The sequence below is a fragment of the Halomonas sp. MMSF_3323 genome, assembly GCF_030733595.1.
Taxonomy (GTDB): domain Bacteria; phylum Pseudomonadota; class Gammaproteobacteria; order Pseudomonadales; family Halomonadaceae; genus Halomonas; species Halomonas litopenaei.
Genome location: NZ_JASHIT010000002.1, coordinates 92,873 through 118,383 on the forward strand (window position 1 = coordinate 92,873; position 25,511 = coordinate 118,383).

The 25,511-nt window shown below is 66.0% G+C and carries 20 protein-coding genes; 11 read left to right on the forward strand and 9 right to left on the reverse strand.

Annotation, left to right across the window (positions count from 1 at the left end; genetic code table 11):
* Window positions 1-67: 67 nt before the first annotated feature.
* The 6 genes from iolE to RBB39_RS01520 all read left to right on the forward strand — a co-directional run bounded on the left by iolE (window position 68) and on the right by RBB39_RS01520 (window position 9,065).
* Complete coding sequence (iolE, locus tag RBB39_RS01495) at window positions 68-967, forward strand: myo-inosose-2 dehydratase (protein ID WP_045993157.1); 900 nt, start codon at window positions 68-70, stop codon at window positions 965-967.
* 64 nt (window positions 968-1,031) lie between these two features.
* The gene (locus RBB39_RS01500) at window positions 1,032-2,534 is read left to right on the forward strand and encodes a CoA-acylating methylmalonate-semialdehyde dehydrogenase (protein ID WP_045993158.1); all 1,503 of its coding nucleotides are present in this window, start codon (window positions 1,032-1,034) and stop codon (window positions 2,532-2,534) included.
* A gap of 490 nt (window positions 2,535-3,024) precedes the next feature.
* Window positions 3,025-4,755: a cytosine permease gene (locus tag RBB39_RS01505; RefSeq protein ID WP_108131839.1), complete on the forward strand. Its 1,731-nt coding sequence runs from the start codon at window positions 3,025-3,027 to the stop codon at window positions 4,753-4,755.
* A gap of 187 nt (window positions 4,756-4,942) precedes the next feature.
* Window positions 4,943-5,947 carry a Gfo/Idh/MocA family protein gene (locus RBB39_RS01510; RefSeq protein WP_045993160.1) on the forward strand — a complete coding sequence of 335 codons (1,005 nt, stop codon included), beginning with the start codon at window positions 4,943-4,945 and terminating at the stop codon, window positions 5,945-5,947.
* 239 nt (window positions 5,948-6,186) lie between these two features.
* Window positions 6,187-7,161 (forward strand): TAXI family TRAP transporter solute-binding subunit, encoded by a 975-nt coding sequence (locus tag RBB39_RS01515; protein WP_045993161.1) that lies wholly within the window; start codon window positions 6,187-6,189, stop codon window positions 7,159-7,161.
* Between the two features lie 74 nt (window positions 7,162-7,235).
* Window positions 7,236-9,065, forward strand: a complete 1,830-nt coding sequence (locus tag RBB39_RS01520) for a TRAP transporter fused permease subunit (protein ID WP_083970441.1) — start codon at window positions 7,236-7,238, stop codon at window positions 9,063-9,065.
* A 36-nt stretch (window positions 9,066-9,101) separates the two neighbouring features.
* Here the strand turns inward: RBB39_RS01520 and RBB39_RS01525 are convergent, their stop codons facing one another.
* Window positions 9,102-9,731, reverse strand: coding sequence for a hypothetical protein (locus RBB39_RS01525; protein WP_071211124.1), 630 nt, complete (start codon window positions 9,729-9,731; stop codon window positions 9,102-9,104).
* A 210-nt stretch (window positions 9,732-9,941) separates the two neighbouring features.
* Here RBB39_RS01525 and RBB39_RS01530 point away from each other — a divergent pair, with 210 nt between their 5' ends.
* From RBB39_RS01530 to RBB39_RS01545, 4 genes are read left to right on the forward strand one after another with little or no spacing between them, the layout of a single operon-like run.
* The gene (locus RBB39_RS01530; RefSeq protein WP_045993162.1) at window positions 9,942-13,631 is read left to right on the forward strand and encodes an ATP-binding protein; all 3,690 of its coding nucleotides are present in this window, start codon (window positions 9,942-9,944) and stop codon (window positions 13,629-13,631) included.
* On the forward strand, window positions 13,628-14,254 hold the full coding sequence (locus RBB39_RS01535; RefSeq protein ID WP_045993163.1) for a hypothetical protein: 627 nt from the start codon (window positions 13,628-13,630) through the stop codon (window positions 14,252-14,254). Before RBB39_RS01530 ends, RBB39_RS01535 begins: the two co-directional genes overlap by 4 nt.
* On the forward strand, window positions 14,251-15,504 hold the full coding sequence (locus RBB39_RS01540; RefSeq protein ID WP_045993164.1) for a hypothetical protein: 1,254 nt from the start codon (window positions 14,251-14,253) through the stop codon (window positions 15,502-15,504). The genes RBB39_RS01535 and RBB39_RS01540 overlap by 4 nt, the downstream gene beginning before the upstream one ends.
* A gap of 13 nt (window positions 15,505-15,517) precedes the next feature.
* A complete protein-coding gene (locus RBB39_RS01545; RefSeq protein ID WP_306168675.1) occupies window positions 15,518-16,405 on the forward strand; it encodes a hypothetical protein in 888 nt (295 codons plus the stop codon).
* A 9-nt stretch (window positions 16,406-16,414) separates the two neighbouring features.
* Here the strand turns inward: RBB39_RS01545 and RBB39_RS01550 are convergent, their stop codons facing one another.
* The 5 genes from RBB39_RS01550 to RBB39_RS01570 all read right to left on the reverse strand — a co-directional run bounded on the left by RBB39_RS01550 (window position 16,415) and on the right by RBB39_RS01570 (window position 21,303).
* A complete protein-coding gene (locus RBB39_RS01550) occupies window positions 16,415-17,191 on the reverse strand; it encodes a M15 family metallopeptidase (RefSeq protein WP_204248955.1) in 777 nt (258 codons plus the stop codon).
* Between the two features lie 7 nt (window positions 17,192-17,198).
* Complete coding sequence (locus RBB39_RS01555; RefSeq protein WP_045993165.1) at window positions 17,199-18,476, reverse strand: TRAP transporter large permease; 1,278 nt, start codon at window positions 18,474-18,476, stop codon at window positions 17,199-17,201.
* The gene (locus RBB39_RS01560; protein WP_045993166.1) at window positions 18,473-18,976 is read right to left on the reverse strand and encodes a TRAP transporter small permease; all 504 of its coding nucleotides are present in this window, start codon (window positions 18,974-18,976) and stop codon (window positions 18,473-18,475) included. The genes RBB39_RS01555 and RBB39_RS01560 overlap by 4 nt, the downstream gene beginning before the upstream one ends.
* Before the next feature lie 236 nt (window positions 18,977-19,212).
* Window positions 19,213-20,247, reverse strand: coding sequence for a TRAP transporter substrate-binding protein DctP (gene dctP / locus RBB39_RS01565; protein ID WP_045993167.1), 1,035 nt, complete (start codon window positions 20,245-20,247; stop codon window positions 19,213-19,215).
* A 117-nt stretch (window positions 20,248-20,364) separates the two neighbouring features.
* A complete protein-coding gene (locus tag RBB39_RS01570) occupies window positions 20,365-21,303 on the reverse strand; it encodes a LysR family transcriptional regulator (protein ID WP_045993168.1) in 939 nt (312 codons plus the stop codon).
* 137 nt (window positions 21,304-21,440) lie between these two features.
* Here RBB39_RS01570 and RBB39_RS01575 point away from each other — a divergent pair, with 137 nt between their 5' ends.
* Window positions 21,441-22,229 (forward strand): transporter substrate-binding domain-containing protein, encoded by a 789-nt coding sequence (locus RBB39_RS01575; protein WP_045993169.1) that lies wholly within the window; start codon window positions 21,441-21,443, stop codon window positions 22,227-22,229.
* Between the two features lie 154 nt (window positions 22,230-22,383).
* Here RBB39_RS01575 and RBB39_RS01580 read toward each other — a convergent pair whose 3' ends face one another.
* Genes RBB39_RS01580 through RBB39_RS01590 form a run of 3 tightly spaced genes read right to left on the reverse strand, consistent with a single transcriptional unit; the run spans window position 22,384 to window position 25,507 of the window.
* Complete coding sequence (locus tag RBB39_RS01580) at window positions 22,384-23,529, reverse strand: metal ABC transporter permease (RefSeq protein ID WP_045993170.1); 1,146 nt, start codon at window positions 23,527-23,529, stop codon at window positions 22,384-22,386.
* Window positions 23,526-24,674 (reverse strand): metal ABC transporter permease, encoded by a 1,149-nt coding sequence (locus RBB39_RS01585; RefSeq protein ID WP_045993171.1) that lies wholly within the window; start codon window positions 24,672-24,674, stop codon window positions 23,526-23,528. Before RBB39_RS01585 ends, RBB39_RS01580 begins: the two co-directional genes overlap by 4 nt.
* On the reverse strand, window positions 24,671-25,507 hold the full coding sequence (locus tag RBB39_RS01590; protein WP_045993172.1) for a metal ABC transporter ATP-binding protein: 837 nt from the start codon (window positions 25,505-25,507) through the stop codon (window positions 24,671-24,673). The genes RBB39_RS01585 and RBB39_RS01590 overlap by 4 nt, the downstream gene beginning before the upstream one ends.
* Between the last annotated feature and the right edge of the window lie 4 nt (window positions 25,508-25,511).

Consider the following 25,511-nt stretch of genomic DNA (forward strand, 5'->3'; position numbering starts at 1 on the left):
GCTCTGCCACAACAACCAAATATTCCAGGCGCGCCGGCGCCTGGAGCACCGAACGCCGGAGGACGCCATGAGCATAAGACTGGGCATCAACCCCCTGACCTGGACCAATGATGACCTGCCCTCGCTGGGCGGAGACACCCCGCTGGAGACCTGCCTCGCCGAGGGACGAGAGGCCGGTTTCGACGGCTTCGAGCTGGGCCACAAGTTCCCCCGCGACGCCGCCACCCTGGGGCCGATCCTCGAGCGTCACCAACTGTCGCTGGTGTCAGGCTGGTACAGCGCCGAGCTTTTGACCCGCAGCGCCGAGGAGGAGATCGCAGCGCTGACGCCCCATCTGGAACTGCTCAAGGCGCTCGGCGCCAGGGTCATGGTGTTCTGCGAGGTCTCGCGCTGCGTGCATGGACAGATGGGGGTACCGCTGAGCCATCGCCCCACCATGAGCGACGAGGAATGGACGCTGTTTACCGAGCGCCTTGACCAGGTGGCCGAACACTGCCAGCGCGAGGGCGTGCAGATCGCCTATCACCACCATCTGGGAACGCTGGTGGAATCCGAGGCCGACATCGACCGGCTGATGGCGGCCACCGGACCGGCGCTGGGCCTGCTGCTGGACACCGGCCACCTGGTGGCTGCCGGTGGCGATCCGTTCGGCGTGCTCGAGCGTCACGCTGCACGCGTCAACCATGTGCACTGCAAGGATATCCGTGCCGAGGTGCTGGCCGATGTGCGCAACCGCAACCGGAGCTTCCTGGAAGGGGTACTGGACGGCATGTTCACCGTGCCCGGTGATGGCTTCATCGACTATGGCCGGTTGTTCCAGGGGCTGGTCGCGCACGACTACCAGGGCTGGGTGGTGGTGGAGGCCGAGCAGGATCCCGCCGTGGCCCATCCACTGACCTATGCCCGCAAGGGCTATGACCATCTTGCACGCTGCTGCGACGAGGCCGGGCTGGCCCTGGCCTCGTGACAGCGACCCCCGTGCCGATGTCTTCAGTCATCTGTTCGATAACTCTTTGTATCAGGAGCACCGCATGACCATTCTGGGCAACTTTATCGCCGGCCAGCCCCAGGCCAGCCACAGTGGCCGCACTGCCGAGGTCTTCGACCCGGCCAGCGGCGAGGTGACACGTCAGGTAGCACTGTCCAGCGCCGACGAGACCCGTGACGCCATCCGCGTCGCCGACGAAGCCTTCCCCGGCTGGGCCAAAATGTCACCGCTCAAGCGTTCACGCATTCTGTTCAAGTTCAAGGCGCTGGTGGAAGAGCACGCCGACGAGATCGCGCGGCTGATTTCCTCCGAGCACGGCAAGGTGTTCTCCGACGCCAAGGGCGAGCTGACACGCGGGCTCGAGGTGGTGGAATTCGCCTGCGGCATACCGCACCTGCAGAAGGGCGAACATTCCCTCAACGTCGGCACCGGTGTCGACAGCTTCTCGCTGATGCAGCCGCTGGGCGTGTGCGCCGGCATCTCACCGTTCAACTTCCCGGCCATGGTACCGATGTGGATGTTCCCGGTGGCGCTGGCCTGTGGCAACACCTTCGTGATGAAGCCATCGGAGAAGGATCCGTCCACGCCGATGCGTCTGGCCGAGCTGCTCAAGCAAGCCGGCCTGCCGGACGGCGTGTTTAACGTGGTCAATGGCGACAAGGAGAGCGTGGACGTGCTGCTCACCGATGAGCGGGTGCAGGCGGTCAGCTTCGTCGGCTCGACGCCCATCGCCGAATACATCTACGCCACGGCGTCTGCCCACGGCAAGCGGGTTCAGGCGCTGGGCGGCGCCAAGAACCACATGGTGGTGATGCCCGATGCCGACCTCGACCAGGCGGTGGATGCGTTGATGGGCGCGGCCTACGGCAGCGCCGGCGAGCGCTGCATGGCGATCTCGGTGGCGGTGCCGGTGGGCGAGGAGACCGCCGAGCGGTTGCGCGCCAAGCTGGTCGAACGGCTGCAGACGCTGAGCGTCGGCCCCGGCATCAAGGAGGGGCCCGACCACGACATGGGGCCGCTGGTCACCCGCGCTCACCTGGACAAGGTGGTCGGCTATATCCAGGCCGGCGTCGACGAGGGCGCCGAGCTGGTGGTGGACGGACGCGAGGCGACTATCGACAACGCCGGCAATGGCTTCTTCGTCGGGGGGTCGCTGTTCGACCACGTCACGCCGGGCATGCGCATCCACCGCGAGGAAATCTTTGGCCCGGTGCTGGCGATCGCCCGCGTCGACAGCTTCGAAGACGCCCTGGCCATGGTCAACGACCACGAATACGGCAATGGTACCGCCATCTTTACCCGTGACGGCGCCGCCGCTCGCCAGTACTGCGAGCGCATTCAGGTCGGCATGGTCGGCGTCAACGTGCCGATCCCGGTGCCCATGGCCTTTCACAGCTTTGGCGGCTGGAAGCGCTCGCTGTTCGGCCCGCTGCATATGCATGGCCCCGACGGCGTGCGCTTCTACACCCGCATGAAGACCATCACCCAGCGCTGGCCCAGCGAGGTACGTGATAGCGGCGGTCACTTCACCATGCCGACGCTGTAGCTGTAGCTGTGGTCCTGTGACTGCGTATGACGCCGTAGCGGTGCGTGTGTCGCCTTGGCGATGCATCAAGCGTCCCGCTTCGGCGTTGGTGCCCTGTCCCGTCGGCGATGCTGCGGCGTACCGGGGGCGGATGCTATCCGGTTGCGCCGTTTCACGCTTGCCAAGGCGCTGAATCCGGCGCCTTCTTTTTGGCTATCGCGGCAGGTGTTGAAGCGTGGGACTGGAGCGAGTGGTTAAGGCGGATAGATGATGTTTGTGTGCGCCAATTCAGTTAAAGGTGTCGTCATGGATTACGTTATTTACAATTTTGTCGGATCAGGCGTTCGAGTCGACTAAAGTATAGAACGTTTGGTTTGTTGTTTTTTCTTTCGGAATGTATGTTTCATTTGGTGCGGGCCGTGGAAAAGCATGGACCGCCGAGGTTGGAGTCCTGACCGTTTGCAACCGGTCACAAGGGCCATCGATCCTCCAATAACAAGTGGACAACGTTATGAGCACAGAAGCGGCAGGGGCGCAGGCGACCGCGACAGCGGACGACAACGCCCAGAGCGAAGAGCTCGAATATCAACGCATTCCCCCCAGCCGGCAGTTGAGCGGCAAGTACTTTCTCGGGGCCTACTCCGGTGAGCACGTGGCCGGCACCGAATTCGTCATCGGCGCAGCGCTGGTCACCTTAGGTGTTTCCACCGGTGATCTGATCTGGGGCCTGATTCTCGGTAATTTCATGGCGGTGCTGTCCTGGGCCTGGATCTGCAGTCCGGTGGCTACCCGCACCCGCATGACGGTGTACTGGTTCCTGGCCCGGCTTGCCGGCAAGAAAATTTCCACCGTCTACAACATCCTCAATGGTGTCTTCTACGCCGTCATCGCCGGCGCCATGATCACGGTCTCGGCCTCGGCCTTCCGGGTGCTGACCGATATTCCGCCCCAGGTGGGACTCTATCCCACCAGTGCCAGCTTCGTGATCCTGGCGTTGCTGGTCGGCGCCTTTACCGTCTGGCTGACACTCAAGGGCTTCAAGCGCATCGCCAACTTTTCCACCGTATGCGCGCCCTGGATGGCGATCATGTTCCTGGTCAGCGGTATCCTGTCGATCCCCATCGTCACCCACCTGGGCGCCGAGCAAGGCATCGATGGCCTGGGCAATGTGCTCGGTGCACTGGTGTGGACCGGCGTTACTCCCGAAGGCGAGCCTGGCATCAACATGTGGGTCATCGCCGCCTGGGCCTGGGGCATCAACCTGCCGATGCACCTCGGCATGAGCGACATGAGCATCCTGCGCTTCGCGCGCAAGTCCTCCTACGGCTACTTTTCGGCCTCTGGCATGTACATCGGCCACTTCATGGCCTGGGTCTGTGCGGGCATCCTTGGCGCCACCTCGGCGATGCTGCTCAAGGAAGCCATGGTCGATCTTGATCCGGGCGCCATCGCCTTCCGTCTGCTCGGCGCCATGGGGCTGGTGGCGGTAGTGATCGCCGGCTGGACCACTTCGATCCCCAGCCTCTATCGCTCTGGGCTCGCATTCCAGGCGGTGTTCCATCGTCACAAGCCGTTCAACGTTGCCCTGGTGGTGGGGGCTGCCACCACGGTCGTCGCCTGCTTCCCGTTCGTCTTCGGTTCGCTGCTCAACGTCCTGTCCTACTTCGTGATGATGATGGCCCCCATCGGCGCGATCATCGCCGCCGAGCATTTCCTGCTGCCGCGCCTGTCGATCCGCCCGCTGTGGCGCGAACATCAGGGGCTCGAGGACAATCGTCCGGCCATGCTGACCTGGGCCATCGGGGTGATCCTCGGCGTCGTGCTCATTGCCCTGCCCCAGGTGCATCTGTTTGTCGTGTTTCTCCCGGTGTGGACCCTGAGCTTTCTGCTCTACCCGCTGCTGTGCCGCCGGATGGGCGCGAACACCGAGTCCGGTATCGACTATTACGAAGAGGCCTATGGCCCGGTGGATCCGCCGGAACTGCCCGGCGAGTCGCCCCAGGCGCAGCCCGCGGTCAATCGTCGTGATCCGCTGTACCTGATCTCGTTTGCCTGCCTGGTGATCATCATCCTGGCGGCACTGTGGTCATGGACCGGTGACAACGCCGCTGTCGTCGACTACGTGGAAACCTTCAAGTGGCTGGTGATTCCGCTGTCGCTGGTGTACTTCGTGTGCGCTTCGATCTGGATTCATCGTCGTCGCCCGGCGGCGGCGCTTGCCGCAGACGATCCCCATGTGTGATGACCCCAACCCTCAACAAGGCTAAGTGACATGGCCGCCCGAGCGATCGGGCGGCCACGCCACCTGGCTCTGGCACCAGCGCCGCGACGCTGGTAGAGCCTCGACGCTGCCCACACGACGTTTTCGACCCATGGGAGGGCAGCAGGTGCGATTTCAACAAGTGGTCAATAACAGAAAGGAGCCAGACATGACGCTATCTATCGGCATCATCGGTACCGGAGCCATCGGCAAGGAACATATGCGCCGGCTGAACCATACCCTCAAGGGTGCGAGGGTGGTGGCCGCCAGTGATGTCGGCCTCGAGCAGGCGCAGGCCGCCATCGACGAGGTCGGCATCGAGGCCAGGGCCTATGCCAGCGGCCACGACGTCATCAACGCCGCCGAGGTCGACGCCGTGGTGGTGACCTCCTGGGGACCGACCCACGAGGAATTCGTACTGGCCGCCATCGAGGCGGGCAAGCCGGTATTCTGCGAAAAGCCACTGGCCACCACCGCCGAGGGCTGCCTGCGTATCGTCGAGGCCGAGATTGCCTCGGGTCGTGCGCTGGTCCAGGTAGGCTTCATGCGCCGTTTCGACTGGGCTTACCGCCAGCTGAAGGCGCTGCTCGACGAGGGTGGCATCGGCCAGCCGCTGATCGCCAAGTGCGCGCATCGCAATGCCCAGGCCAACTTCTCCGGCGATGCGGGCCTGATCGATTCCTGCGTCCACGAGTTCGACGTGATGCGCTGGCTGCTGGAGGACGACTACGTCAGCGCCCAGGTCATCCAGCCGCGGGTTTCCAGCCTGGTGGAGGGTGATCTGCAGGACCCCTCGCTGATCATCCTGCGCACCCGCAAGGGCATGGTCATCACCATCGAGAGCTTCCTCAACTGCCAGTACGGCTATGACATTCGCTGCGAACTGGTGGGGGAGAGCGGCGTTGCCGATCTGCCGCAACCGGCGAGCGTGCCGCTGCGTCACAGCGCACGGGATTCTCTGGGCGTGATCACCCACTGGAAGGACCGCTTTATCGACGCCTTCGATGTGGAGTTTCAGGAGTGGGTCGATGCCACCGCCAAGGGCGAGCGGCATGGCCCTACCGCCTGGGATGGCTATGTGGCGGCGGTGACCAGTGACGCCTGCGTCAAGGCGCGGCATTCGCAGCAGGTCGAGCCGATCGCGTTGGCCGAGCGTCCCGCCTTCTACCGCTGAAACTGGTGTCACGCTGCCTGCCCTGATAGCGCGGGCGTCTGACATCATTGGCCACGGGCGTCGCTATGCTCGGCGCCCGCGACTTTTTCTTGGGGCCACGAGTGTCTTGGCGCCGTGGCACGAATCACGCCAGTCGAATATGCTGTTGGCCGGCCATTCCCGCCAGATCCTGAAGCCTGGCGGGAGCATAAGCAAAACGAGGCACTGGCCACGCCCGCTGTCGACTGGAGACCCCCTCAATGCGTCATCTTCGAAGCCGTGGCCTCAAGGCCCTGACGGCTGTGCTCGCCGGTAGCGTCGTGCTGACCGCCGCAAGCGCCCACGCCCAGACCCGCCTGACCTACAAGTCCGCCTCCGCCGGCACCGCCTACTACCAGATGGGAGTGGAGCTGTCCGAGGCGATCAAGGCCGGCACCGAGGGTGACATGACCCTGACCCTGGAAGAGAGCCAGGGCTCGGTGCAGAACGTCATGGAGGTGATGGCGCGTCCCGGCAACTACGTCTTCACCTCACCGCCCGGCCTGGTGACCCGCGCCCGCGAGGGTACCGGCCCGTTCGAGAGTCGCAACCATCCGCGCTTGCAGGACATTCGTGCACTCTTCCCGATTCCCTCGCTGACCATGCACTTCGTGGTGGCGGGCGAGCAGGACACCCTCGGCATCGATGAACTGGCCGGCAAGCACCTGCTGATCGGCCAGGGCTCCTTCGGTGCCCGCGAGGCCGCACGCTATCTCGAGCTATTCGAGCTCGCCGACCAGGTCGAGGTCGACGATGCCGACGTGGGCAGCGCCCCCGACGCGCTCAAGAACGGCCAGATCGACGCTTTTGCCACCGCCAGCTCCTTCCCGGCACCCAACGTGATCGAGACCGCCGCGAGCCATGATGTCGGCCTGGTGTCGTTCACCGAAGCACAGGTCGAGGCCACCGGCGCCGCGCCCCAGACCATCCCCGCCGGCACCTACGCCGGTATCGACGAGGACGTGCTGACCACCTCGCTGCCGGTGGTGGCCTACACCACCAGCGCGATGGACGAGGACACCGCCTACACCCTGACCAGGACCTTCTGGGAGCGCCGCGAGGCCATGGCCGAGACCTCGCCCTGGTGGCAGGCGATCTCGCCGCAGATGCTGACCAACCTCGAGGGGCCGCTGCACCCCGGCGCCCTGCGCTACTACGACGAGGTCGACGTGAAGGTGCCCGAGGCCCTGCGCTGAGACGATCCTGCCCAGATCTCGACCCGGCGGGCCCCTGTGGGCCCGCTCCGTTTCATCGATGATGTGCTGAATTCATGAACTCAAGCGACGCTTCTTCGTCGGCCGCAGCGGCTGACGCGCGTGACCCTGTTCGTTCGCCGTGGCCGGGTGCCCCGTTATGGATCGCGCTCGGTGCCCTGTCGGTGGTGTTTCACCTGGGGTTGATCTTCCACGGCCTGACGCCGGCACTGATCAGTCGGCCACTGCACATGGCGCTGGTGTTGCCCTGGGTGCTGGTGTTTTCCGCCCGCACGCCGTGGCAGCGCATCAGCGGCCTGGGGCTGACCGCCCTCGGTATCGCCGCCTGCGGCTATATTGCCTTGAACGAGGACGCCCTGAGCGGCCAGTACGGCTTTATCGACACCCCCCTGCAGATGGCGGTGGGTCTACTGCTGATTGTGGTGGCGCTGGAGGCCGCCCGGCGTGCCATCGGCTGGCCGCTGCCGCTGGTGACCGCGATCGCGCTGGGCTATGCGGCCCTGGGCCAGTACGTGCCCGGCGAGTTTGGTCATCCTGGCCTGCCCATGGCCAGCCTGGTCGGTTCGCTGACCATCGCCGAGGGCGGGCTGTGGGGCAAGCTGACCGGGGTCAGTGTCTCGGTGGTGGCGATCTTCGTGATCTTTGGTGCGGTGCTCAACGCGGGCGAGGCGGGGCGTGGCTTCATGAACCTGGCCGGCGCCGCGGCGGGCCGCCTGACCGGTGGCGGCGCCAAGGTATCGGTGATTTCTAGTGCGCTGATGGGCTCGATCTCGGGCTCGGCGTCGGCCAACGTAGCTTCCACCGGAGCCATCACCATCCCGTCCATGGCGCGACTCGGCTATCCACGCTCGCTGGCGGCGGCGGTGGAAGCGGTGGCCTCGTCCGGGGGCCAGATCATGCCGCCGTTGATGGGCGCAGGGGCCTTCGTCATGGTCGAGCTGACCGGCACCCCCTACACCGAGATCATGGCCGCGGCGCTGCTGCCGGCCTTTCTCTACTTCGCCACGGTGTGGCTCGGCATCAACGCCTTCGCCACCCGTTTCGATCTCAAGCCGGTGGCCGCCGAGGACCGCCCGGCAGCGCGTGAGGTGATCACCACCGCACTTTTCTTCGCGGTGCCCTTTGCGATCCTGCTCGAGCGCATCTTCCACGCCGGCAATACCCCCCAGTACGCCGCCAGCGTGGCGATCTTCGCAGGCCTTGCGCTGTTGGCCATGAACACCGAGCTGAAGGTGTCGGGGACGGAGTTCCGCGCCCGCCTGGCCCAGGCAGCGCTGACCGCCGGGCGCCAGATCGCGGTCATCGGCGCGATCATCCTGTGCGCCTCCCTGGTCATCGGGGTGCTGTCGCTGACCGGGCTCGGGGTCAAGGTCACCTCGGCGATACTGTCGCTGTCCGGTGGGCAGCTGTGGCCGGCGCTGCTGCTTACCGCCCTGGCCTGCCTGGTGCTGGGCATGGAGGTGCCGACTACCGCCGCCTACGTCATCTGCGTCTCGGTGGCGGGGCCGGCGCTGACCGAACTGGGCCTGCCGCTGCTGACCGCCCACCTGTTCGTGTTCTGGTTCGCGCTGCTGTCCACCATCACCCCACCGGTATGTGGTGCGGTGTTCATCGCCGCCGGCATGGCCGACGAGAACTGGCTGAAGGTGGCGGGCAAGGCCATGGCGCTGGGGGTCGGGCTCTACGTCATTCCGCTGGCGATGGTCGCGCACCCGGCGCTGCTCGACCTTGGCTCCGGCGTCTTCGCTGCCCTGGCCACCACCCTGGGCGTGCTGATCGGCCTCGGCCTGGTGTCCTACGGGCTGATCGGGCGTTTCGCCTGGTGGCTCAGGGCTGCCCTGGTGGCACTCGGGCTCGGTGTCATCTTCGTACCCTGGCCGGTGTAAAAGCGTGGTGGCAAGTATCGCGTCGCTCCGTCAGGTTTAGCCTCGATCCGCGCGACGACTCGTTTCCCTGAAGTGCTCTGCCATGGCGTCGTTGGCGCCCAGCATCGGCCCCTGCTCCCTGTCCGGGAACAGGGGCCGATTGGCGTAAAGGATCCAGGTATCCAGGGCGGGCCCCAGGGGCTGAATCAGCCGCAGCCGGTCGGGATGACGCTCGATGGCGTCCTCGGCGACGATGGCGGCGTCGGCCTGGCCGTCCAGCAGTTGCTCGAGGGCGGCGACGATGGTGGGGGCGTCGTGTTCCGCGAAGGTCGAAAGGTCGGTGTAGTGGCGGGTGGCGGGCTGTCGCAGCACGCTTTTCGGCTGGGCCACGTCAGCGCGGGCTACCAGCGCCAGCGGGCGGCTGGGGGCGATGAAGGCGTCCACCGGAAAGGCGCGATGCATGAAGCGCCCGACGCAGTCGGCGTGGCTGGGGTGGGCGCTGACCTGCAGCACATAGTCGTAGCCCCCGGCGACCAGTTCCTCGAAGGCGCCGATGAAGTCATCCACCAGGCTGATCCGGGGCTCGATGTCGGTGAGGTCAGGCTCCTTGAGCCTGCGATCATCGAGGTAGCGGGCGAGCACCAGGGCGTGGTTGCTGTCCTCGGGGCCGAGGGTGGCGAAGTGCATGGCGGTCTTCCCCTGTGGTGTGGTGCGTGGATAGCCATTGATGGATGCGGAGCAAGGAGTCGTTCGGGGTGACGGGGGGGCGTCGGGCTCTCCCTGTCGCAGGAACCTTGTAGGCGAAAGCTTGCTGTCGGGCAACTCTGGTCGCACTGTCAGGGCGCTTCGTCTCTGGCAGAATAGCCCTCCTACCGGGCAAGCGATCAAGGAATCCCAATGGCTCACCTGTTGCGCATCGTGATGATCCACGGCCACCTCGAGGGGGTGGTCGAGCTGGACGTCGACGGCCATACCAACATCTGCGGCACCAACGCCTCGGGCAAGACCACGCTGCAGCGGCTGGTCCCGGTGTTCTACGGTGAGCTGCCCAACAAGGTGGTGCCCAAGACCCGCAAGAAGTTCGACGCTTTTTATCTGCCCAACCGCAACAGCTACCTGATCTACGAGTACCGCCGCGAGGCGGGCAACGTCTGCCAGGCGGTGCTGACCCGCAAGAGCGACGGTGGCGTCGAGTATCGCTTTGTCGGTGCGCCCTACCAGCCCGGGCACTATCTGGTGGAGAGCGAGGCCGGGGTGGCGGCGCTGGACTACAGCGACTGGGCCAGCCAGCTGCGTCGTGAGGGAATTCCGGTGTCGCCCAAGCTCGGCGCTACCTCGGAGTTTCGTTCGGTGATCCAGAACGACTTCACCCACCAGCAGGGCAACCGCAAGGAAAGCCTGCGCCTTCGCCAGATGGCTGCCCAGTTCAGCCTGGTCAAGCCGGAGCATCGCATCCGTCATATGGAGAAGCTGATCAGCGCGGTGCACGCCAAGGAGGGCAAGATGGATACCCTCAAGACCATGCTGGCGGCGATCTTCGAGGAGGACGGCGTCGAACTGCCGGTGACCCGCATCCGCAATACCAAGGCGCGGGAGTGGATCGCCCAGATGCGCCAGTCCAAGCGACTGGAACCGCTGGAGCGATCGCTTGGCAAGCTCGATGAGCTCGATCAGGAGATCGCCGAGCGCGAGACGACCCTGTGGCAGTTGAAGCCCCAGCTCGAGGCCGACCGCCACCGCGCCGAGCGCACCCTGGCCGACGCCGAGGCCGAGATCGGCAACCGCCAGCGCGAGTTCCAGGAGCGTGAAGCCGCCTACGAACAGGCCCGCGATGCCCTCAACGACCGCTTGAGCGAGATGACCAGCGAGCTGGAGCAGACCCAGCGCGAGCTTTCTGACCTGCAGGCGACCTTCGAGGCCTACGAGGAGGCCGACATGCCGGCGCTGGAGCGTGACGTCCAGGCGCTGCCCCAGTGGCGCGACCAGAGCCAGCAGCTGCGCGAGCACCTGGCGGTGATGCAGAACGCCTTCCAGGAAAGCCAGTCACGCCTTGAAGGACGCCTGCGTGAGTTGGGCGATGAGCTGGCCCGCCAGACCGAGGAGACCCAGGCGCGCATCGACGAGCTGGGCGAGACCCGCGAAGAGCTGCGTGACCAGCAGTGGCGTCAGGAAAGCGAGCTCGAACAGCGCTACCAGCAGCAGCGCCAGGAGCTCGACGAGAGCTACCGTGAGCGCCTGGAAAGCGGCGTCGAGCGGCTGGCCGAGCTCAAGGCCCAGTTGGCCGCCAGCGCTGCCAGCGCCGAGGAAATCCAGGAGGCGGAGCTGGCCCAGGCTCGCCTCGACCAGGCCCAGACCGACCGCGAGGCGGCGAGCGAGACGCTGGGGGCGCTGCGCGAGGAGCTCGACACCCTCAAGCGCGCCCGTGATCAGGCCGAAAAGGAACTCGACGAGGCCCGTCATCAGCTCGCCAGGGCCGAAGCTCACACCTATGGCCTGCACCAGCAACGTGATCCGGCCCAGGGCACACTGCGTCATTTCCTGCGCTTCCATCGTCCCGGCTGGGAGCAGCGTCTGGGCAAGGTGATCGCGCCGGAGCTGCTGGAGCGCCGCGACCTGTCGCCCCGTGTCGGCGAGCAGGACCACGATGAGCTGTTCGGGGTGGGCCTGGATCTGGCCGCGGTCGAGGTGCCCGAGTACGCCCAGGAGGAGGCCAGCCTGCTGGCCGCCATCGAGCAGGCCGAGGCCGCCCAGGTGCGTGCCGAGAGCGCGGTGCAGGCCGCCGAGCGCCAGATGAAGGCGGCCAACGAGCGGGTGCAGTCCGCCGAGGAAGCGGTGCGCCGTGCGCGCATGGAGCTCAAGCGCGCCGAGTCCGAGGTCGACTACGCCCGCGACGCGCGCAGCCAGCTGCAGGAGCGTCACGCCCGCCAGCAGAAGGCGCGGCGTCAGGGCCTGGAGGAGGCGCTGGCCGCCCAGCGCGCCAGCCACGATGGGCTGAAGGAGGAGAAGCGCGCCGCCCTGGATACCCTGGCCAAGACCCACCAGGCGCAGATGCTGGAGGTGAAGGCCGACGGCCAGAGCCGCCTCGACGGCGTCGATGACCAGATCCGCCAGTTGAAGCAGTACCAGAGCGACCAGAAGAGCGAGCATCAGCGCCAGCGCAAGGAGCTAGAGGCGGCCTTCGACCGTGAACTGCAGGAGCAGGGCGTGGACCTGGCCTCGCTGAAGGACACCAAGGCGCGACTGGCCTCGCTGGACGAGCGTATCCGGCTGACCGCTTCGCGCCAGGAGCAGCTGGAAGACTATCGCCGCTTCATGCGCCTGGACTGGGGCCAGCGCAAGCCCGAGCTGGTCGACAAGGAAACCCGGCTGGTACGCGACAAGGAGGGTGCCGAGCGCGAACGAGAGCAGCGCAAGGCCGAATTCCAGTCCGACCGCGCCGCCCACCAGCAGGCGCTGGGCGAACTGAAGGCCCAACGCAGCGCCGAGGCCGAGGTGATCGACGCCTTGAAGCCACTGCTGGTGCAGGTCGAGCAACTGCCGCTGGACCCCTCTCCAGCGCCCCGGCACGATGCCCCCGGCGACGTCCACGAGCGCATCGAGCGCACCCGCCAGGCGCTGTCGGAGCGTGGGCGCGAGATGGACGCCCTGCGCAAGGGCTGCGAGCAGGTCGAAAGCGAGCTGATCAAGGGCGCCAGCACCGGCTTTGTCGATACCATGAGCGCCGAGCGCGCCAAGCTGCGCGAGGATGACGCCGCCGACGGTGCCGAGCCCAGCCCGCGCCGGCTGCTGCCGCTGCTGCGCGGGATGCTCAAGCTGCTCGAGGACCAGCAGCAGCAGCTGGTCCAGCAGGGGCGCAATCTCGGCGCCGATCTGGACAAGTTCTTTACCGTCTTTCGTGACCTCAACCGGCGCATCAGTGCCCAGAGTCGGCGGCTGTCCGAAGAGGTCGCCGACGACCTGCGCCTGGAGGGCATCACCAAGGCCGAAGTGCGCATTCAGTCGACCATCGACGAGCTGGGCTTCTGGGAGCCGCTCAAGCGCTTCGCCCAGGACTATCGCGACTGGCAGGAGACCGGCGGACTGCCGGGGGACGACTACCTCAATGCCCTGGCCGACGTGGTCGACCTGCTGCGCAGCGACCAGCAGTACAGCTTCGAGAGCCTGCTGCGCCTGGAATTGCACCTTAACGAGGGCGGCACCGACCTGGTGATCAAGAACGATCGCCAACTGCTCGAATCCTCGAGCCATGGCATGGCCTACCTGATCCTGTGCAAGTTCCTGCTGGCCTTTACCCGATTGCTGCGCGGCCAGGCCGAGATCAGCGTGCACTGGCCCATCGACGAGATCGGCACCCTGGCCTATCACAACGTCGAGAAGCTGTTCGAGGCCTGCGACAGCAACCATATCCACATCGTCGGCGCCTTCCCCAACCCGGAGTCCGACGTGCTGCTGCTGTTCCACAACCGCTACCTGATCGACCGTGACGCCGCCCAGCCGGGCCGGCGCCGGCTCAAGCGCATCGAACCGCGGTTGAGCAAGCTGGCTCAGCGTCTCAAGCAGCGCAGCGCCGAGGAGGTCACCCAATGATCGAACATGGTCCCCTGCTCGAACGGCTGCTGGCCGGCGAGTTCATCTGCGCCGTCAGCGACGAGAGCGCCTTTCGCAAGCTCCAGGACGAGGAGGTGCGCGAGCAGATCGACATCTACCTGCGCCCGCTCAACCGCCGCCTGGCCACCAACGAGGATCGCAGCGTCCACTTTCTGGCCTGGCGTCAGCTCAACGAAGACGCCCGCGAGCAGCTGTCGCGCCAGCTCGGCGAGACCGTCAACAGCCTGCTGCCGCTGCTCGAATGGCTGCAGCTGGTGCAGGAGGCGCTGGGCCAGGACTCCCTGGCGGCCCCCGGCGACGTGCTCAAGCCCGCCGAGTTCAGCGCCAAGTGCGAGGACAACCAGAGCCTGCGCGAGCGCCTGGAGCGGCTGGCCACCGATCCCTTCTTCGGCTCCCAGAGCGAGCAGCTCGACGCCCAGATGAAGCAGGTGTTCAAGCGTCTGAAGGAGCACGGCTACCTGCTGCAGCCCCACGCCGACCGCCAGGTCTTTCTGGTGACCGCCAAGATCGACTATCTGGTGGAGCTGGTGCGCTTTATCCGCGATGAAGAGAACCTGCCGGTGGATGACGAGGCGCCGGCCCGCCAAGAGACGCTGCTATGAGCGAGGAACACTCGCTCGAGAGCCGGCTGGTTGCCACCGGCACCGAGCGGCTGTCGCTGCTGGGGCGCTACGCCGACGTGCTGATGCAGGGCTATACCCGCGACGAGGTGCCGCTGGAGACCCTCACCGAAGGCGCTCTGCGCAAGCTGTTGGCGGCGCGGATTGTGTGGCGGCCCGACGAGCACGGCGCGGTCAAGCTGACCCCCAAGGTGCGCGAGCTGATCGCCGAGATGCTGGCCGACGAGACCCGCCGCCACGTCAACGCCGACGTCGGCGAGACCCTGGAGCAGATCCGCAACCTGGTGCAGAGCTACCGCGAGGCGGTCAGCCTGGGCGAGCACTGGCAGCAGGGGCCGCTGATGCTGCGTCTGCGCCAGGAGGTGGACGACCTCAACGGCCGCTTCGCCGACGCCATCGACAGCCTGTGGCAGCGGCTCAACAGTGACTTCGGCTTCGTCAGCCGACTCAACGATAAGATCCGCGAGAACGACCGCGCCCAGAAGCAGATCGTGCGCCTGCTCGACGGCATGGCGCTGATCGACTTCGACGAGCTGATCGATCTGGTCGGCAGCGACGGCTCCCTGCGCAAGCTGCTGATCAGCCAGCTGCAGCAGCAGTTGAGCCAGCACTACACCAACCTGCGCGAGGTCCAGGGAAGACTGATCGAGCTGATGGCGCGCTTTCGTCAGCAGCAGAAGCAGAGCCGGCTGGTGGCTGGCATGGCCGCCTTCCTGCGTGAGCATCCGGGCTTTGTGCCGGGCAACTACACCCGCCGCAGCGAGGTGCCGGAGCTGTTCAACCACGCAAGCCCGCTGCACGCCGCCGCCGCCCCGGCGCTGGATCACCATCGCGACGCCGAGGTGCTCACGGGGCTGCTGCACCAGTTGCCGGTGGCGGTCCACCGGCCGGAGCAGGCTGAGGTGGCAGGCCCTGCCATGGTCGAGGCGCAGAGCATGGTCGAGGCCCGCCAGCAGGCGCTCAAGCAGGACGTCGAGCGCTTCTACCTGGACGTGGTCGATCAGCAGGCGCCCGCCGCTGGCGCCTCGTCGGGCACCAGCGCCCTGGCGTATCTGAGCGAGAGCGAGCTCGAGTGGGACCCGGAGATCTGGCTGTTTCAGGTCATCGCCGAGTACCAGGGCCTGCCCCGTGAGGAGCAGCGCGCCTTTCGGCTGATCCCCGACGAGAGCCCGGCCGGGCCCTTCAACGACGTCCAGTTGATCCACGACGTCAGCCTGGCGCTGGTGGTCTAGGCAGAGGTGATACGTGATCGAACTGAGTAACCGTGCGCGCAATGTCCTGAAGAACATTCAGGGAGAACTGGATATCTCCCCCCGCACCGAGCGCAAGCGCGAGACTGCAGCTATTGCCAATATCGAGGCCTGGTGCGACGCCCACGATATTTGGCTGGATGGCTATCGCTGGGGGAAGACGCTGCGCTTTGACCGGCGTCTGTTGGCCGACATTGATGCCATGCTCGACAGCCTCAAGCAGCCGGGGTTGGGGCAGTCGCTGAGTGGCTTGTCCACGGTCGAACAGGCGAAGCTCGGGATCTGGGAAGACAAGAACGTGCGCGAGCCACCCCGACGCTATCGGGTGCTGGTGAGCGCACCAAGCACCCAGCATCGCCCCGGGTTTCCGGCAGTTGTGAGAGAGACCCTTGAGGTAGATGGGCGAACGCTTGAGCTTGCCGCCTTCGACGCCCTGGTACAGGTGGAGAATCTGGATAGCGTCCATGAGTTGAAAGTGACGCAGGCGGAGCTGGGTGGTTTCGCCAATCCGCTGGTGGTCTATCGCGGTGATAAAATCTATCGCAAGGGCTTCGATGACTTGGTGGTGGCCTGGGGGCGGCGCTTTCGCGACCAGCGACCGCACCTGTATCTGGGCGACTTCGACGCTGCCGGTGTTCGCGAAGCGCTTTCCAGCGGCGCTGACGGGATGTTGCTGCCACGCCTTTCCTGGCTAGCGCACGAGGCCGACTCACAGCACCAACGCGCGGAGCAGCTACCGTACAAGAAAGCACTCGAACGCCACTGCGCGCGTCTGCCCGCCGCCCACCCCTTGCGCGACTACCTCGCGCTGATCCTCGATCAGCAGCGTGGCCTGCGCCAGCAGTGGTTCGCTGGCCCCCTCGAGGCTGTGGCGCTGCGCTGAGTCATTTCCCTAGAGCTGGCGCCGCCAGCGATTCTCGATGGTGTCGAGTTCCGCCGGGCCGTATAGCGCCTGGGGGTGGCCGCCGTAGTGCGCCCATAGCTGGTCACCGAAGTCGAAGTGCCACCATTCGCTGGGCAGGTTGGTGAAGCCCTGGGCGGCCATGGTGTGGTAGAGCAGGCGGCGATTGTCGCGGACCTCACGTTCGGTCGCGCTGGGGGCCTCCTTGGCTTCGTAGAAGGCCGTGTGGGAGGCCGGTATCGCCTCGTCGAACAGCGTACCCATGGGCAGCGGCAGGCCGTCTTCATCGCACAAGGTCACGTCGACCGCGCCACCGCTCAAGTGCGGACTGGGGCCGGTCGGGCTGGTGCTCGGCTCTGCGACGAACTCCCGGGTGCGCTCGAGCAGTTCATCTTCGGCGATATCGGGGTGATTACCGCGAATCGCTTCCATCAAGGTCTCGAACAGGTACTGCTGGACCCGCCAGGGGCGCCAGCCGTCGAGCACGATCAAACCAACGCCCTGGGGCAGCGAGCGTGCCGCGGCGAGCACCCGGCGGTAGACGCCTTCGCGCACATAGCACTCGTTGATCGCCCCGGGGATGCCGAGGCGGGCGTAGGCCGGAAATACCTTTACCGGCGCCGGTGCCAGGCTCATCGGCACCAGCGGCTCGTCGAGCCCCTGGATGGCAATCTGGCGTAGCTGCGACCAGGCCGGTTCCGACGCGAGGGGGATCGGTGTGTGGCGCGGATCGCGGCAGGCATCACGAGAAGAGCGATCTTGGGTCATGGTTGCCTCATCCCAGGGTGGTCGGGAGCCACAGGGTCAGTGACGGCACCAGGATCAGTGCCACCAGGACCAGCAGGGCGATGACCACGAAGGGCCAGATGGTGCGAAACAGCGCGGTGATCTCCAGCCGGCTGACGGCGGCGGCGACAAAGACGCAGGCACCCATGGGCGGCGTGATCAGCGCGATGGTGATATTGAGGGTGATGATGATGCCCAGATGGACCGGGTCGATACCCGCCATCATTGCCACCGGGGCAAAGATCGGCGTCAGCAGCATCAGTGCCGAGACTTCCTCCATGAACATGCCGGTGATGAAGGTGATCAGGCTCAGCAGCAGCAGGATGACCACCGGGTTGTCGACGTAGGGGGTCAGCAGTTCGACGAACTGGTTGGGTACCTGGGCGTAGGACAACAGCCAGCTCACCGTGCTGGAAGCGGCCATGATCACGAAGATCGCCGCCGTCAGGCGGGTGGTGTCCACGCAGGCCCGCCACAGCCCGGCCAGGCTCAGGTTGCCGGCAAGCACGCCGTAGAGCGCCACATAGGCGACGGTCAGCGCGCCCGACTCGGTCGGCGTGACCAGGCCCATGACGATGCCGGCGACGATCAGGAAGGGCGCCATCAGCGCGGGCAGCGCCCCCAGGGCGGCGATGCCCAGCTGGCGCGCCCCGGGCCAGCCATCGCCCCTGGGCAGGCCCTTGCGCCTGGCGTAGACGGCGTTCATGCCCATGAAGGCGGCGCCCAGCAGCAGCCCGGGGATGACGCCTGCCAGAAACAGGTCACCCACCGAGGTATTGGTCAGAGAGGCGTACAGAATCATGAAGATGCTGGGAGGGATGATCGGCCCGATCAGCGAGCTGCCGGCGGTGAGGCCGGCGGCAAAGGCGGTGGAGTAGCCTTCCTTGCGCATGGCCGGTACCAGCAGCGAGCCCAGCGCCGAGGTGTCGGCCACCGCCGAGCCGTTGACGCCAGCGAAGAACACGCTGGAGACCACATTGACGTGGCCCATGCCGCCACGCAGGTGGCCCACCAGCAGGCGCGCCAGGGCCATCAGCCGGTCGGTCAGTTTCGAGGCGTTCATCAGGTTGCCGGCGAGGATGAACAGCGGGATGGCCATCAGCGAGAAGGCGTCGATGCCGCCGAAGAACTGCTGGGGCATCATGCGCGGGATCATCGACAGGTCGACGAAGGCAAAACCGACCACCGCGGTGGCCAGCAGCGAGATGAACAGTGGCAGGCCGAGCAGCACATGGATGATAAACACCGCCAGCATGGCGAGGGTCATGAGTGCGGCTCCTCGGTGTCCAGGGTGGGCAGCGGGTGAGGCCCGTGGCACAGCGCCATCAGCGCCAGCAGGGCGAACCCGATAGGCACGGACATCACCGGTACCGCGCGGCTGATGCCAAGCCCCTGGCTCTGGAAGATGGCCACCGACTGGGCGTACTGGAAGCTGAACCAGGCACCGCCGATGGCCAGCACCAGGGTCAACAGCCACTGGTACCAGGACAGCAGCCTGCTGGCCAGGCGCGGAATCAGCCGCTCGATCAGGGCGACACGCATATGGCCGCCCTCGATCCAGACGCTGCCAAGCGCCAGCATCACCGCGCCGATGATCAGGTAGCGGGCCAGCTCATCGGTCCAGATCGGCGCGCCGCCGGCCAGGTAGCGCGCGAGCACGCCGTAGAGCATGGCGAGCAAGTCGATCACCAGCAGGGCGCTGGCGACCCATAGCGATAGTCGCCGCAGGGCCATCAGCGGCGGAGAGTGGGCAAGTGACCAGGACATGGGCAAAGGCTTCCACGGCAGGGGTGAAGATCGGCGGAGCGCCCTCGGGCAGCATCCAATCGAGGATTATCCGGAGATTGAGGCTTTCCAGCGACCGGGCTTTAGTGAAAAGTCCCAGTTTAGAGGGGCTCAAGGCAGCCGCGCTCTGGGCAGCGCCTGGTCGACGGGTATGGCCACCAGGCGCTTGCTTGGGCTGTCTGGCTCAGGCCCGCCAGGGCCTGAGCACGGTCTAGCGGTTATTCGCTGCTGAGCTCGACGCCAGCGTCATCCAGGGCCATGTCGATGTAGCGCTGCTCGATGTTCTGATCCTTGAGCCACTCCAGATAGGCCGGCTGGCCCTGCTGGCGGAAGGCCTCGAGCTGGTCGGCGCTGGGACGGATGACCTCCATGCCCTGCTCCTCGAGGTAGGTGATGCGCTCGTCGACCTTGGCCTGGTTGTGCTCACGAGCCAGCTGGTTGGCCTCGGCCACCGCCTCGCGGAAGGCCGCCTGGGTCTCTTCATCCCAGCCGTTGATCATGCTGGCGTTGCCCACCAGGAACTGGTCGGAGTACTGGATGTTGGCCAGCGTCAGGTAGTCCTGCACCTCGTACAGGCTGCCCAGGATGATGTACATCGGCGGGTTCATCTGGCCGTCGGCGACGCCGGTCTTCAGCGCCATGTAGACCTCGGTCCAGGGGATCGGGGTGCCGGAGGCGCCAAAGGCTTCGTACAGGGCCACCTGACTCGGGTCCATGGCGCGGAAGCGCAGGCCCTCGAAGTCGGCCGGCTCGGCGATCGGTGTCTTGTCGTTGGTGAAGGCCAGGAAGCCGCCTTCCTCGACCACCGCCAGCAGCTCAAGTCCGGCGCGGCCCTCGAGATCGTCCTTCACCGCCTGCCAGTAGGCGCCTTCGTCGAAGAAGGTGCGGGCGTCATCGAAATCCTTGAACAGGAAGGGGATGGCGCTGACGAATACCTCGGGAACGATCGGCGACATGCCGGCGAAGGAGGCGATGTTCAGGCTCGGCGAGGCCATGGTCTGCTCCATGCGCTCCTGCTCTTCACCCAGCATGCTGTTGGGGTAGAGCTTGAGCTCGAGCTCACCGCCGGTCTTTTCTTCCACCAGTTCCTTGAGGTTGGTGGCGAAGACGTGGACGGCGTTCTTGTCCGGATCCGGGGCGCCGTTGTAGCTCAGGTTGACGGTGGTGGCGGCCAGCGCCGAAGCGGCCGACAGGCTCAGCGCCGCAGCGGTGGACAGGGCGGCGACCAGGGGAAGGGGACGAAACAGGCTCATGGGACTCTCCGGTGTTGTCGTGTTGTTGTAAAACGGCATCGTTGCAAGTCGATATCGAGACTAGGCGTTGTCGCGTTGACTAATCAAACCCTATGGCGTTGATCTTCAGGCAACGCCTCAGTAGCGGCAAGCTGCCTTGACGCGAGGGGCGTCATCCTGAAAGAAGCGCATGCCTCGTCTGAGATGGGACAGGCACGCCTCGGCGGCCACCGAGAGCGGTCGATCCTGGCGGCTGACGATCTGGGCGCGGGCACCATTGAGCACCGGATGGGCCAGCGGCAACACCCGGATCAGCCCCTGCTCGATATCGTCGGCAACGGTCAGTTCCGGCATGAAGGTGACACCGATCCCGGAGCGCACGAAGTTCTTCAGCACCGCCACCGAATTGGTGTGCAGCCGTGAGGTCAGATGCAGGCGCTCCTGGTGGGCCACCTGATCGACCATCTGGCGCATGCCGAAGGGGTTGTCCATCAGCGCCAGCGGCCAGTCGCTGATCTCGTAGAGGGTCAGCGGCGTCTGGCGCCGCGTCAGCGGGTGGTCGGCGGGTACGATCAGGTCCAGCGGGTGGCGGCGCTCGACATGGCAGTGCAGCGTCGGGTCCACCGGTGGGGCATAAAGCAGCGCCAGGTCCACCTCGCGATCGCGGATCAGGGCCATGGCCTCGTTGACGCCGGCCATCACCACCACGATGTCGATGCCCGGGTGGGCGGTCATGAAGGTCTGCAGCGGGGCGTTGATCAGATCGGCGATGAAGCCTTCGCCCACCGCCAGACGGACCTCCCCGCTGTTCAGGCTCTGCAGGGCGTTGAGCCGCGACAGGGTGGCGCTTTCGGCGTCGCACTGGGCGCGATGGTGGTCGACCAGCAGGCGCCCGGCTTCGGTCAGCGAGACGCCGTCGGGGTGGCGGGTCAGCAGGGGCGTCGCCAGCTCTTCTTCCTGGCGCCGGATCAATCGGCTGATGGCCGAAACGTCCACATTGAGGTGGACGGCGGCGGCGCGCAGCGAGCCACGGCGCTGCACTTCACACAGATAGGCCAGGGCACGGCCGTTGAGCATCGGAATTCCTTGGTCGTGGTGGGGCGGTGTCTGTCATTGTCCTGCAAGTGGCTTGGCGGCGCAGGCGGAGAGTGGCAGACTCATCAGGCCCAAAAGGCATAGATCAATAACCATAACGCAAAAAAGGAATCTCACGGATGCGATCGTTTTCCCGCCCCCTGCTGCTTGGCGCCCTGATCGGGCTCTCCGCCCTTGCTTCCACCACCGTTCAGGCGGATGAGCCACTCAAGCTGGGGGTGGATATCCCGTTCGAGCCCTTCGAGTATCGTCTTCCCGATGGCACCCTTGCCGGTTTCGAGGTGGAACTCGGGGAAGAGGTGTGCCGGCGCATCCAGCGCCAGTGCGAGTGGGTCGAGCAGAGCTGGGACGGCATCATCCCGGGGCTGATGGCGCGCAAGTACGACGCCATCATGTCATCGATGGCGATCACCGAGGAGCGCAGACAGCAGGTGCTGTTCTCCGAACCCTACTACTCCAACCCCAGCGTGTGGGTGACCCTGCGCGACCAGCAGATCGACCCCGACGATCGTGACAGCCTCGAAGGCCTGACGGTGGGTGTACAGCGCGGCACCATCCGCGATCGCTTCATCACCGACACCTATGGCGACATCATGGAGGTTCGTCGCTACGCCACCGCCGAGGACCTGGCGCTGGACGTCAAGACCGGACGCCTGGACAGCGCCTTCATGTACTACCCGCTGGCGCTGGCCAATCTGCAGGTGGACGAGGCCGACAGCGAGGTGGTGGTCAGCTCCGAGTTGATCCGTGAGCCCAAGTCGTACTTCGGCCATGGTGTGGCGGTGGCCTTCCGTCCCCGCGACAAGGAGCTCGCCGAGCAGTTCAACCAGGCCCTGGCCGAGATCAAGGAAGACGGCACCTACGACGAGCTGATGCACAAGTACGTGGACTACGACATCAAGATCTGAGGATGGTCTGGCCTGGCCGGACCCTCGCCAGGCCCAGTAAGCGATTTTGCTACCGGTAGTTGGAACACGAAAAGGGCGGCCATTGGCCGCCCTTTTTGTTGCGCTAGCTGGGCTTATGTCGCTGCCAGAGGCGTATCCGGGTCCGCGCGGTGCTTCAGGCCCCGGTCTCGGCCTTGGCGCCGGGCTCGAGTATCTCCCGGGCCAGGTTGCGTCCGGCCTGGGTCAGGTGCAGACGCTCGCCCTCCTGGACGACCAGATGGCGCTGGCGCGAGCGCTCCACCACCCGCTCGGCACGGGCGGGGTCCCACATCAGGTGATCACGCAGCGCCATGGTGACGTTTTCTACCGCCTTCTCCGGGCCGTCCTCGTGGTGATAGAGGTGCACCATCAGGGTACGGCTCTCGTTCAGCTCGCGCTGGCGGCGACGTTCGAGCCATTGAGCGAAGACGCCGTAGCGCGGGCCGAGGAGGAAGGCCAGGGCGAGGAAGACGCCGGTCATCACCGCCATCATGCCGCCGATGGAGACGTCCCAGGCCACCGCCAGATAGTAGCCCGAGACGCTGGAGGCGGCGGCGATCAGCGAGGCGTAGACGAAGATCTTCCACAGCCGGTCGGTGAGCAGGTAGGCCGCCGAGGGCGGCACGATGACAAAGGCCACGAACAGCACCGCGCCCACAGCGTCGAAGGCGGCCACCGCGGTGCCGCTGGTCAACAGCAGCAGCGCATAGAACAGCGCGGTCGGCGCGAAGCCCAGCGCCTTGGCCAGGGCGCTGTCGAAGGTGGCGAGCTTCAGCTCCTTGTAGAAGGCCGCTACGAAGGCCAGGTTCAGCGCCGTCATGGCGCCCATGGAGACCAGCGCCCGGGGCACCTCGACACCGCCGATAGGCAGGGTGTCGAGCCACACGAAGCCGATCTCGCCGAGCAGCACGGTGTGGGCATCGATGTGCACGTCGCTGGCGTAGAGGTTGATCAGCAGGACCCCGAGGGAAAACAGCACCGGGAACACCAGACCGATGGCGGCGTCCTTCTTGACCTTCTGGGTCGACACCAGCAGCTCGGTAAGAAACACCGTGAAGATGCCGGTGAGCGCCGCACCGATGATCTGCAGCGGGCCGCTGGCCTGGTGGGTCAGCAACCACACCACCACGATGCCGAAGACGATGGAGTGTCCGATGGCGTCGGACAGCATGCTGGTGCCGCGCAGTACCAGAAAGGTCCCGACCAGGCTGGAGGCGATGCCGACGAGGGCGCCGACCAGCATGATCATCAGCGGAATATTGTTGAACAGCGATGCCATCATGCGCGGCCTCCCCGGCCCAGGTCATCGAGGATGCGTTCGGCCTCGCGACAGCCTTCCGGCGTCAGTACCCAGCGCTTGTGGTCACCGGGTTCGTGGGACGGCGGGGTCTGCTGGGTGATCAGGCCACGGGCGGTCAAGCGCTCCAGCGCGCGCCGGCTGTCGGTGCCCAGGTAGGCGTCCACCATGCGTTTCTCGGAGCGATACTGGCGATCGGCGTGGTGGCTGGCGAGCTGGTAGAGGGTGGTGAGCACCCTCTGGTGACGTAGCTGGCGCCGATCACGCTGAAGCTTGAGGATTTCCCACACAAAGCCCCGGTGAGGCGCAAACAGCAGCGATACCAGCACCACGCTGGACAGGCTCAGGATGATCAGCGGCCCGGTGGCGAGCCCCGGACCGAGGGCACTGATCAAGGCGCCGGTGACGCCACCGACGATACCGAACAGCGCCGACAGCATGACCATGGTCTCCAGTTTGTTGGCCCACTGACGCGCCGCCACCGCCGGGGCGATGACCATGGCAGCCATCAGCACCACGCCGACCATCTGCAGGCCGACCACCACGGCCAGGGCGATCATCACTGTCATCAAGGCCTCGAGCAGTGTGACCGGCAGGCCCTGGGTGGCAGCGAATTCGGCGTCGAAGGACACCAGCTTGAATTCCTTCCACAGCCCACCGACCAGCACCAGCGCCACGCCGCTGACGCCGGCCATGATCCACAGGTCGCTGCGCAGGGTGGCGGCGGCCTGGCCGAACAGGAAGGCGTCGAGCCCCCCCTGGGATGCGTTGCCGGTGCCCTGGATATAGGTCAACAGCACCACCCCTATGGCGAAGAACACGCTGAGCGAGATGCCCAGGGCAGCGTCGGTCTTGAGCCGGCTCATGCGGGTCAGCAGCAGCATCACCAGCGCCGCCAAGGAGCCTGTGAACAGCGCGCCGGCAAGGATGCTGCCCATCTCGCGGCCCCCGGCGATGATGAAGCCCAGGCAGACACCGGGTAGCGCCGCGTGGGACAGGGTATCGCCGAGCAGGCTCTGCTTGCGCAGCACCGCGAAACAGCCGAGCACGCCGCTGACCAGACCCAGCATCGCCGCGCCCATCACCACGTTTTGCAGGGTGTAGTCGCCGAGCAGGGCGTTCAGGCTCATCTCGGCACCTCTTCGCGACTTTCCTGCGGGCGCGCCTCGGGGCGCTGGCCGGCGAGCTCGCGCTCGGCGGGAATGGCGCCGGTGACATCGTCGAGCAGGGCGATCTGGCCGCCGTAGGCGCGGCGCAGGTTGTCGGCGGTATAGACGTCGTTGACCGGCCCCTGGGCGATCACTCGCACGTTGAGCATCAGCATCCAGTCGAAGTAGCTGCGCACCGTCTGCAGGTCGTGGTGGACCACGATCACCGTCTTGCCCTGGTCCCGCAGCCTGCGCAGGATGTCGACGATGGCGCGTTCGGTGGTGGCGTCGACACCGGCCATGGGCTCATCGAGGAAGTAGACGTCGGCCTTCTGAACCAGCGCCCGGGCCAGGAACACCCGCTGCTGCTGGCCGCCGGACAGCTGGCTGATCTGGCGATCGGCAAAGCCGTCCATGCCGACCATCTCCAGCGCCTGCATGGCCTCGTGTCGCTCGCGGCGGCCGGGCCGCCTGAGCCAGCCCAGCCGGCCGTAGAGGCCCATGCCGACCACGTCCTGTGCGGTGGTGGGAAAGTCCCAGTCCACCGTGGAGCGCTGGGGCACGTAGCCGACCCGCCGCCGCGCCTGGCGGTAGGGGCGCCCATGCAGGGTGACGTGGCCGGCGACGCTGGGCACCAGGCCGAGGATGCTCTTGATCAAAGTGCTCTTGCCGGCGCCGTTGGGGCCGACGATGGCGGCCATGACACCGGGCGGTACGTCGAAATCGATGTCCCACAGCACCGGCTTGCCATGGTAGCTGACCGTCAGGTCCTCCACGTGGAGGGCCAGGTCGGGTTCGTGGAGCTGCTCGCTCATGGTG

What these genes read in the sequence shown, in the direction of transcription:
- RBB39_RS01580 (WP_045993170.1), bottom strand. Translation starts at nt 23,529, where the DNA reads ATGATGGCATCGCTGTTCAACAATATTCCGCTGATGATCATGCTGGTC.
- RBB39_RS01500 (WP_045993158.1), top strand. Translation starts at nt 1,032, where the DNA reads ATGACCATTCTGGGCAACTTTATCGCCGGCCAGCCCCAGGCCAGCCAC.
- RBB39_RS01590 (WP_045993172.1), bottom strand. Translation starts at nt 25,507, where the DNA reads ATGAGCGAGCAGCTCCACGAACCCGACCTGGCCCTCCACGTGGAGGAC.
- RBB39_RS01525 (WP_071211124.1), bottom strand. Translation starts at nt 9,731, where the DNA reads ATGCACTTCGCCACCCTCGGCCCCGAGGACAGCAACCACGCCCTGGTG.
- RBB39_RS01540 (WP_045993164.1), top strand. Translation starts at nt 14,251, where the DNA reads ATGAGCGAGGAACACTCGCTCGAGAGCCGGCTGGTTGCCACCGGCACC.
- RBB39_RS01575 (WP_045993169.1), top strand. Translation starts at nt 21,441, where the DNA reads ATGCGATCGTTTTCCCGCCCCCTGCTGCTTGGCGCCCTGATCGGGCTC.
- iolE (WP_045993157.1), top strand. Translation starts at nt 68, where the DNA reads ATGAGCATAAGACTGGGCATCAACCCCCTGACCTGGACCAATGATGAC.
- dctP (WP_045993167.1), bottom strand. Translation starts at nt 20,247, where the DNA reads ATGAGCCTGTTTCGTCCCCTTCCCCTGGTCGCCGCCCTGTCCACCGCT.
- RBB39_RS01515 (WP_045993161.1), top strand. Translation starts at nt 6,187, where the DNA reads ATGCGTCATCTTCGAAGCCGTGGCCTCAAGGCCCTGACGGCTGTGCTC.
- RBB39_RS01550 (WP_204248955.1), bottom strand. Translation starts at nt 17,191, where the DNA reads ATGACCCAAGATCGCTCTTCTCGTGATGCCTGCCGCGATCCGCGCCAC.
- RBB39_RS01560 (WP_045993166.1), bottom strand. Translation starts at nt 18,976, where the DNA reads ATGTCCTGGTCACTTGCCCACTCTCCGCCGCTGATGGCCCTGCGGCGA.
- RBB39_RS01505 (WP_108131839.1), top strand. Translation starts at nt 3,025, where the DNA reads ATGAGCACAGAAGCGGCAGGGGCGCAGGCGACCGCGACAGCGGACGAC.
- RBB39_RS01570 (WP_045993168.1), bottom strand. Translation starts at nt 21,303, where the DNA reads ATGCTCAACGGCCGTGCCCTGGCCTATCTGTGTGAAGTGCAGCGCCGT.
- RBB39_RS01585 (WP_045993171.1), bottom strand. Translation starts at nt 24,674, where the DNA reads ATGAGCCTGAACGCCCTGCTCGGCGACTACACCCTGCAAAACGTGGTG.
- RBB39_RS01520 (WP_083970441.1), top strand. Translation starts at nt 7,236, where the DNA reads ATGAACTCAAGCGACGCTTCTTCGTCGGCCGCAGCGGCTGACGCGCGT.
- RBB39_RS01555 (WP_045993165.1), bottom strand. Translation starts at nt 18,476, where the DNA reads ATGACCCTCGCCATGCTGGCGGTGTTTATCATCCATGTGCTGCTCGGC.
- RBB39_RS01510 (WP_045993160.1), top strand. Translation starts at nt 4,943, where the DNA reads ATGACGCTATCTATCGGCATCATCGGTACCGGAGCCATCGGCAAGGAA.
- RBB39_RS01530 (WP_045993162.1), top strand. Translation starts at nt 9,942, where the DNA reads ATGGCTCACCTGTTGCGCATCGTGATGATCCACGGCCACCTCGAGGGG.
- RBB39_RS01535 (WP_045993163.1), top strand. Translation starts at nt 13,628, where the DNA reads ATGATCGAACATGGTCCCCTGCTCGAACGGCTGCTGGCCGGCGAGTTC.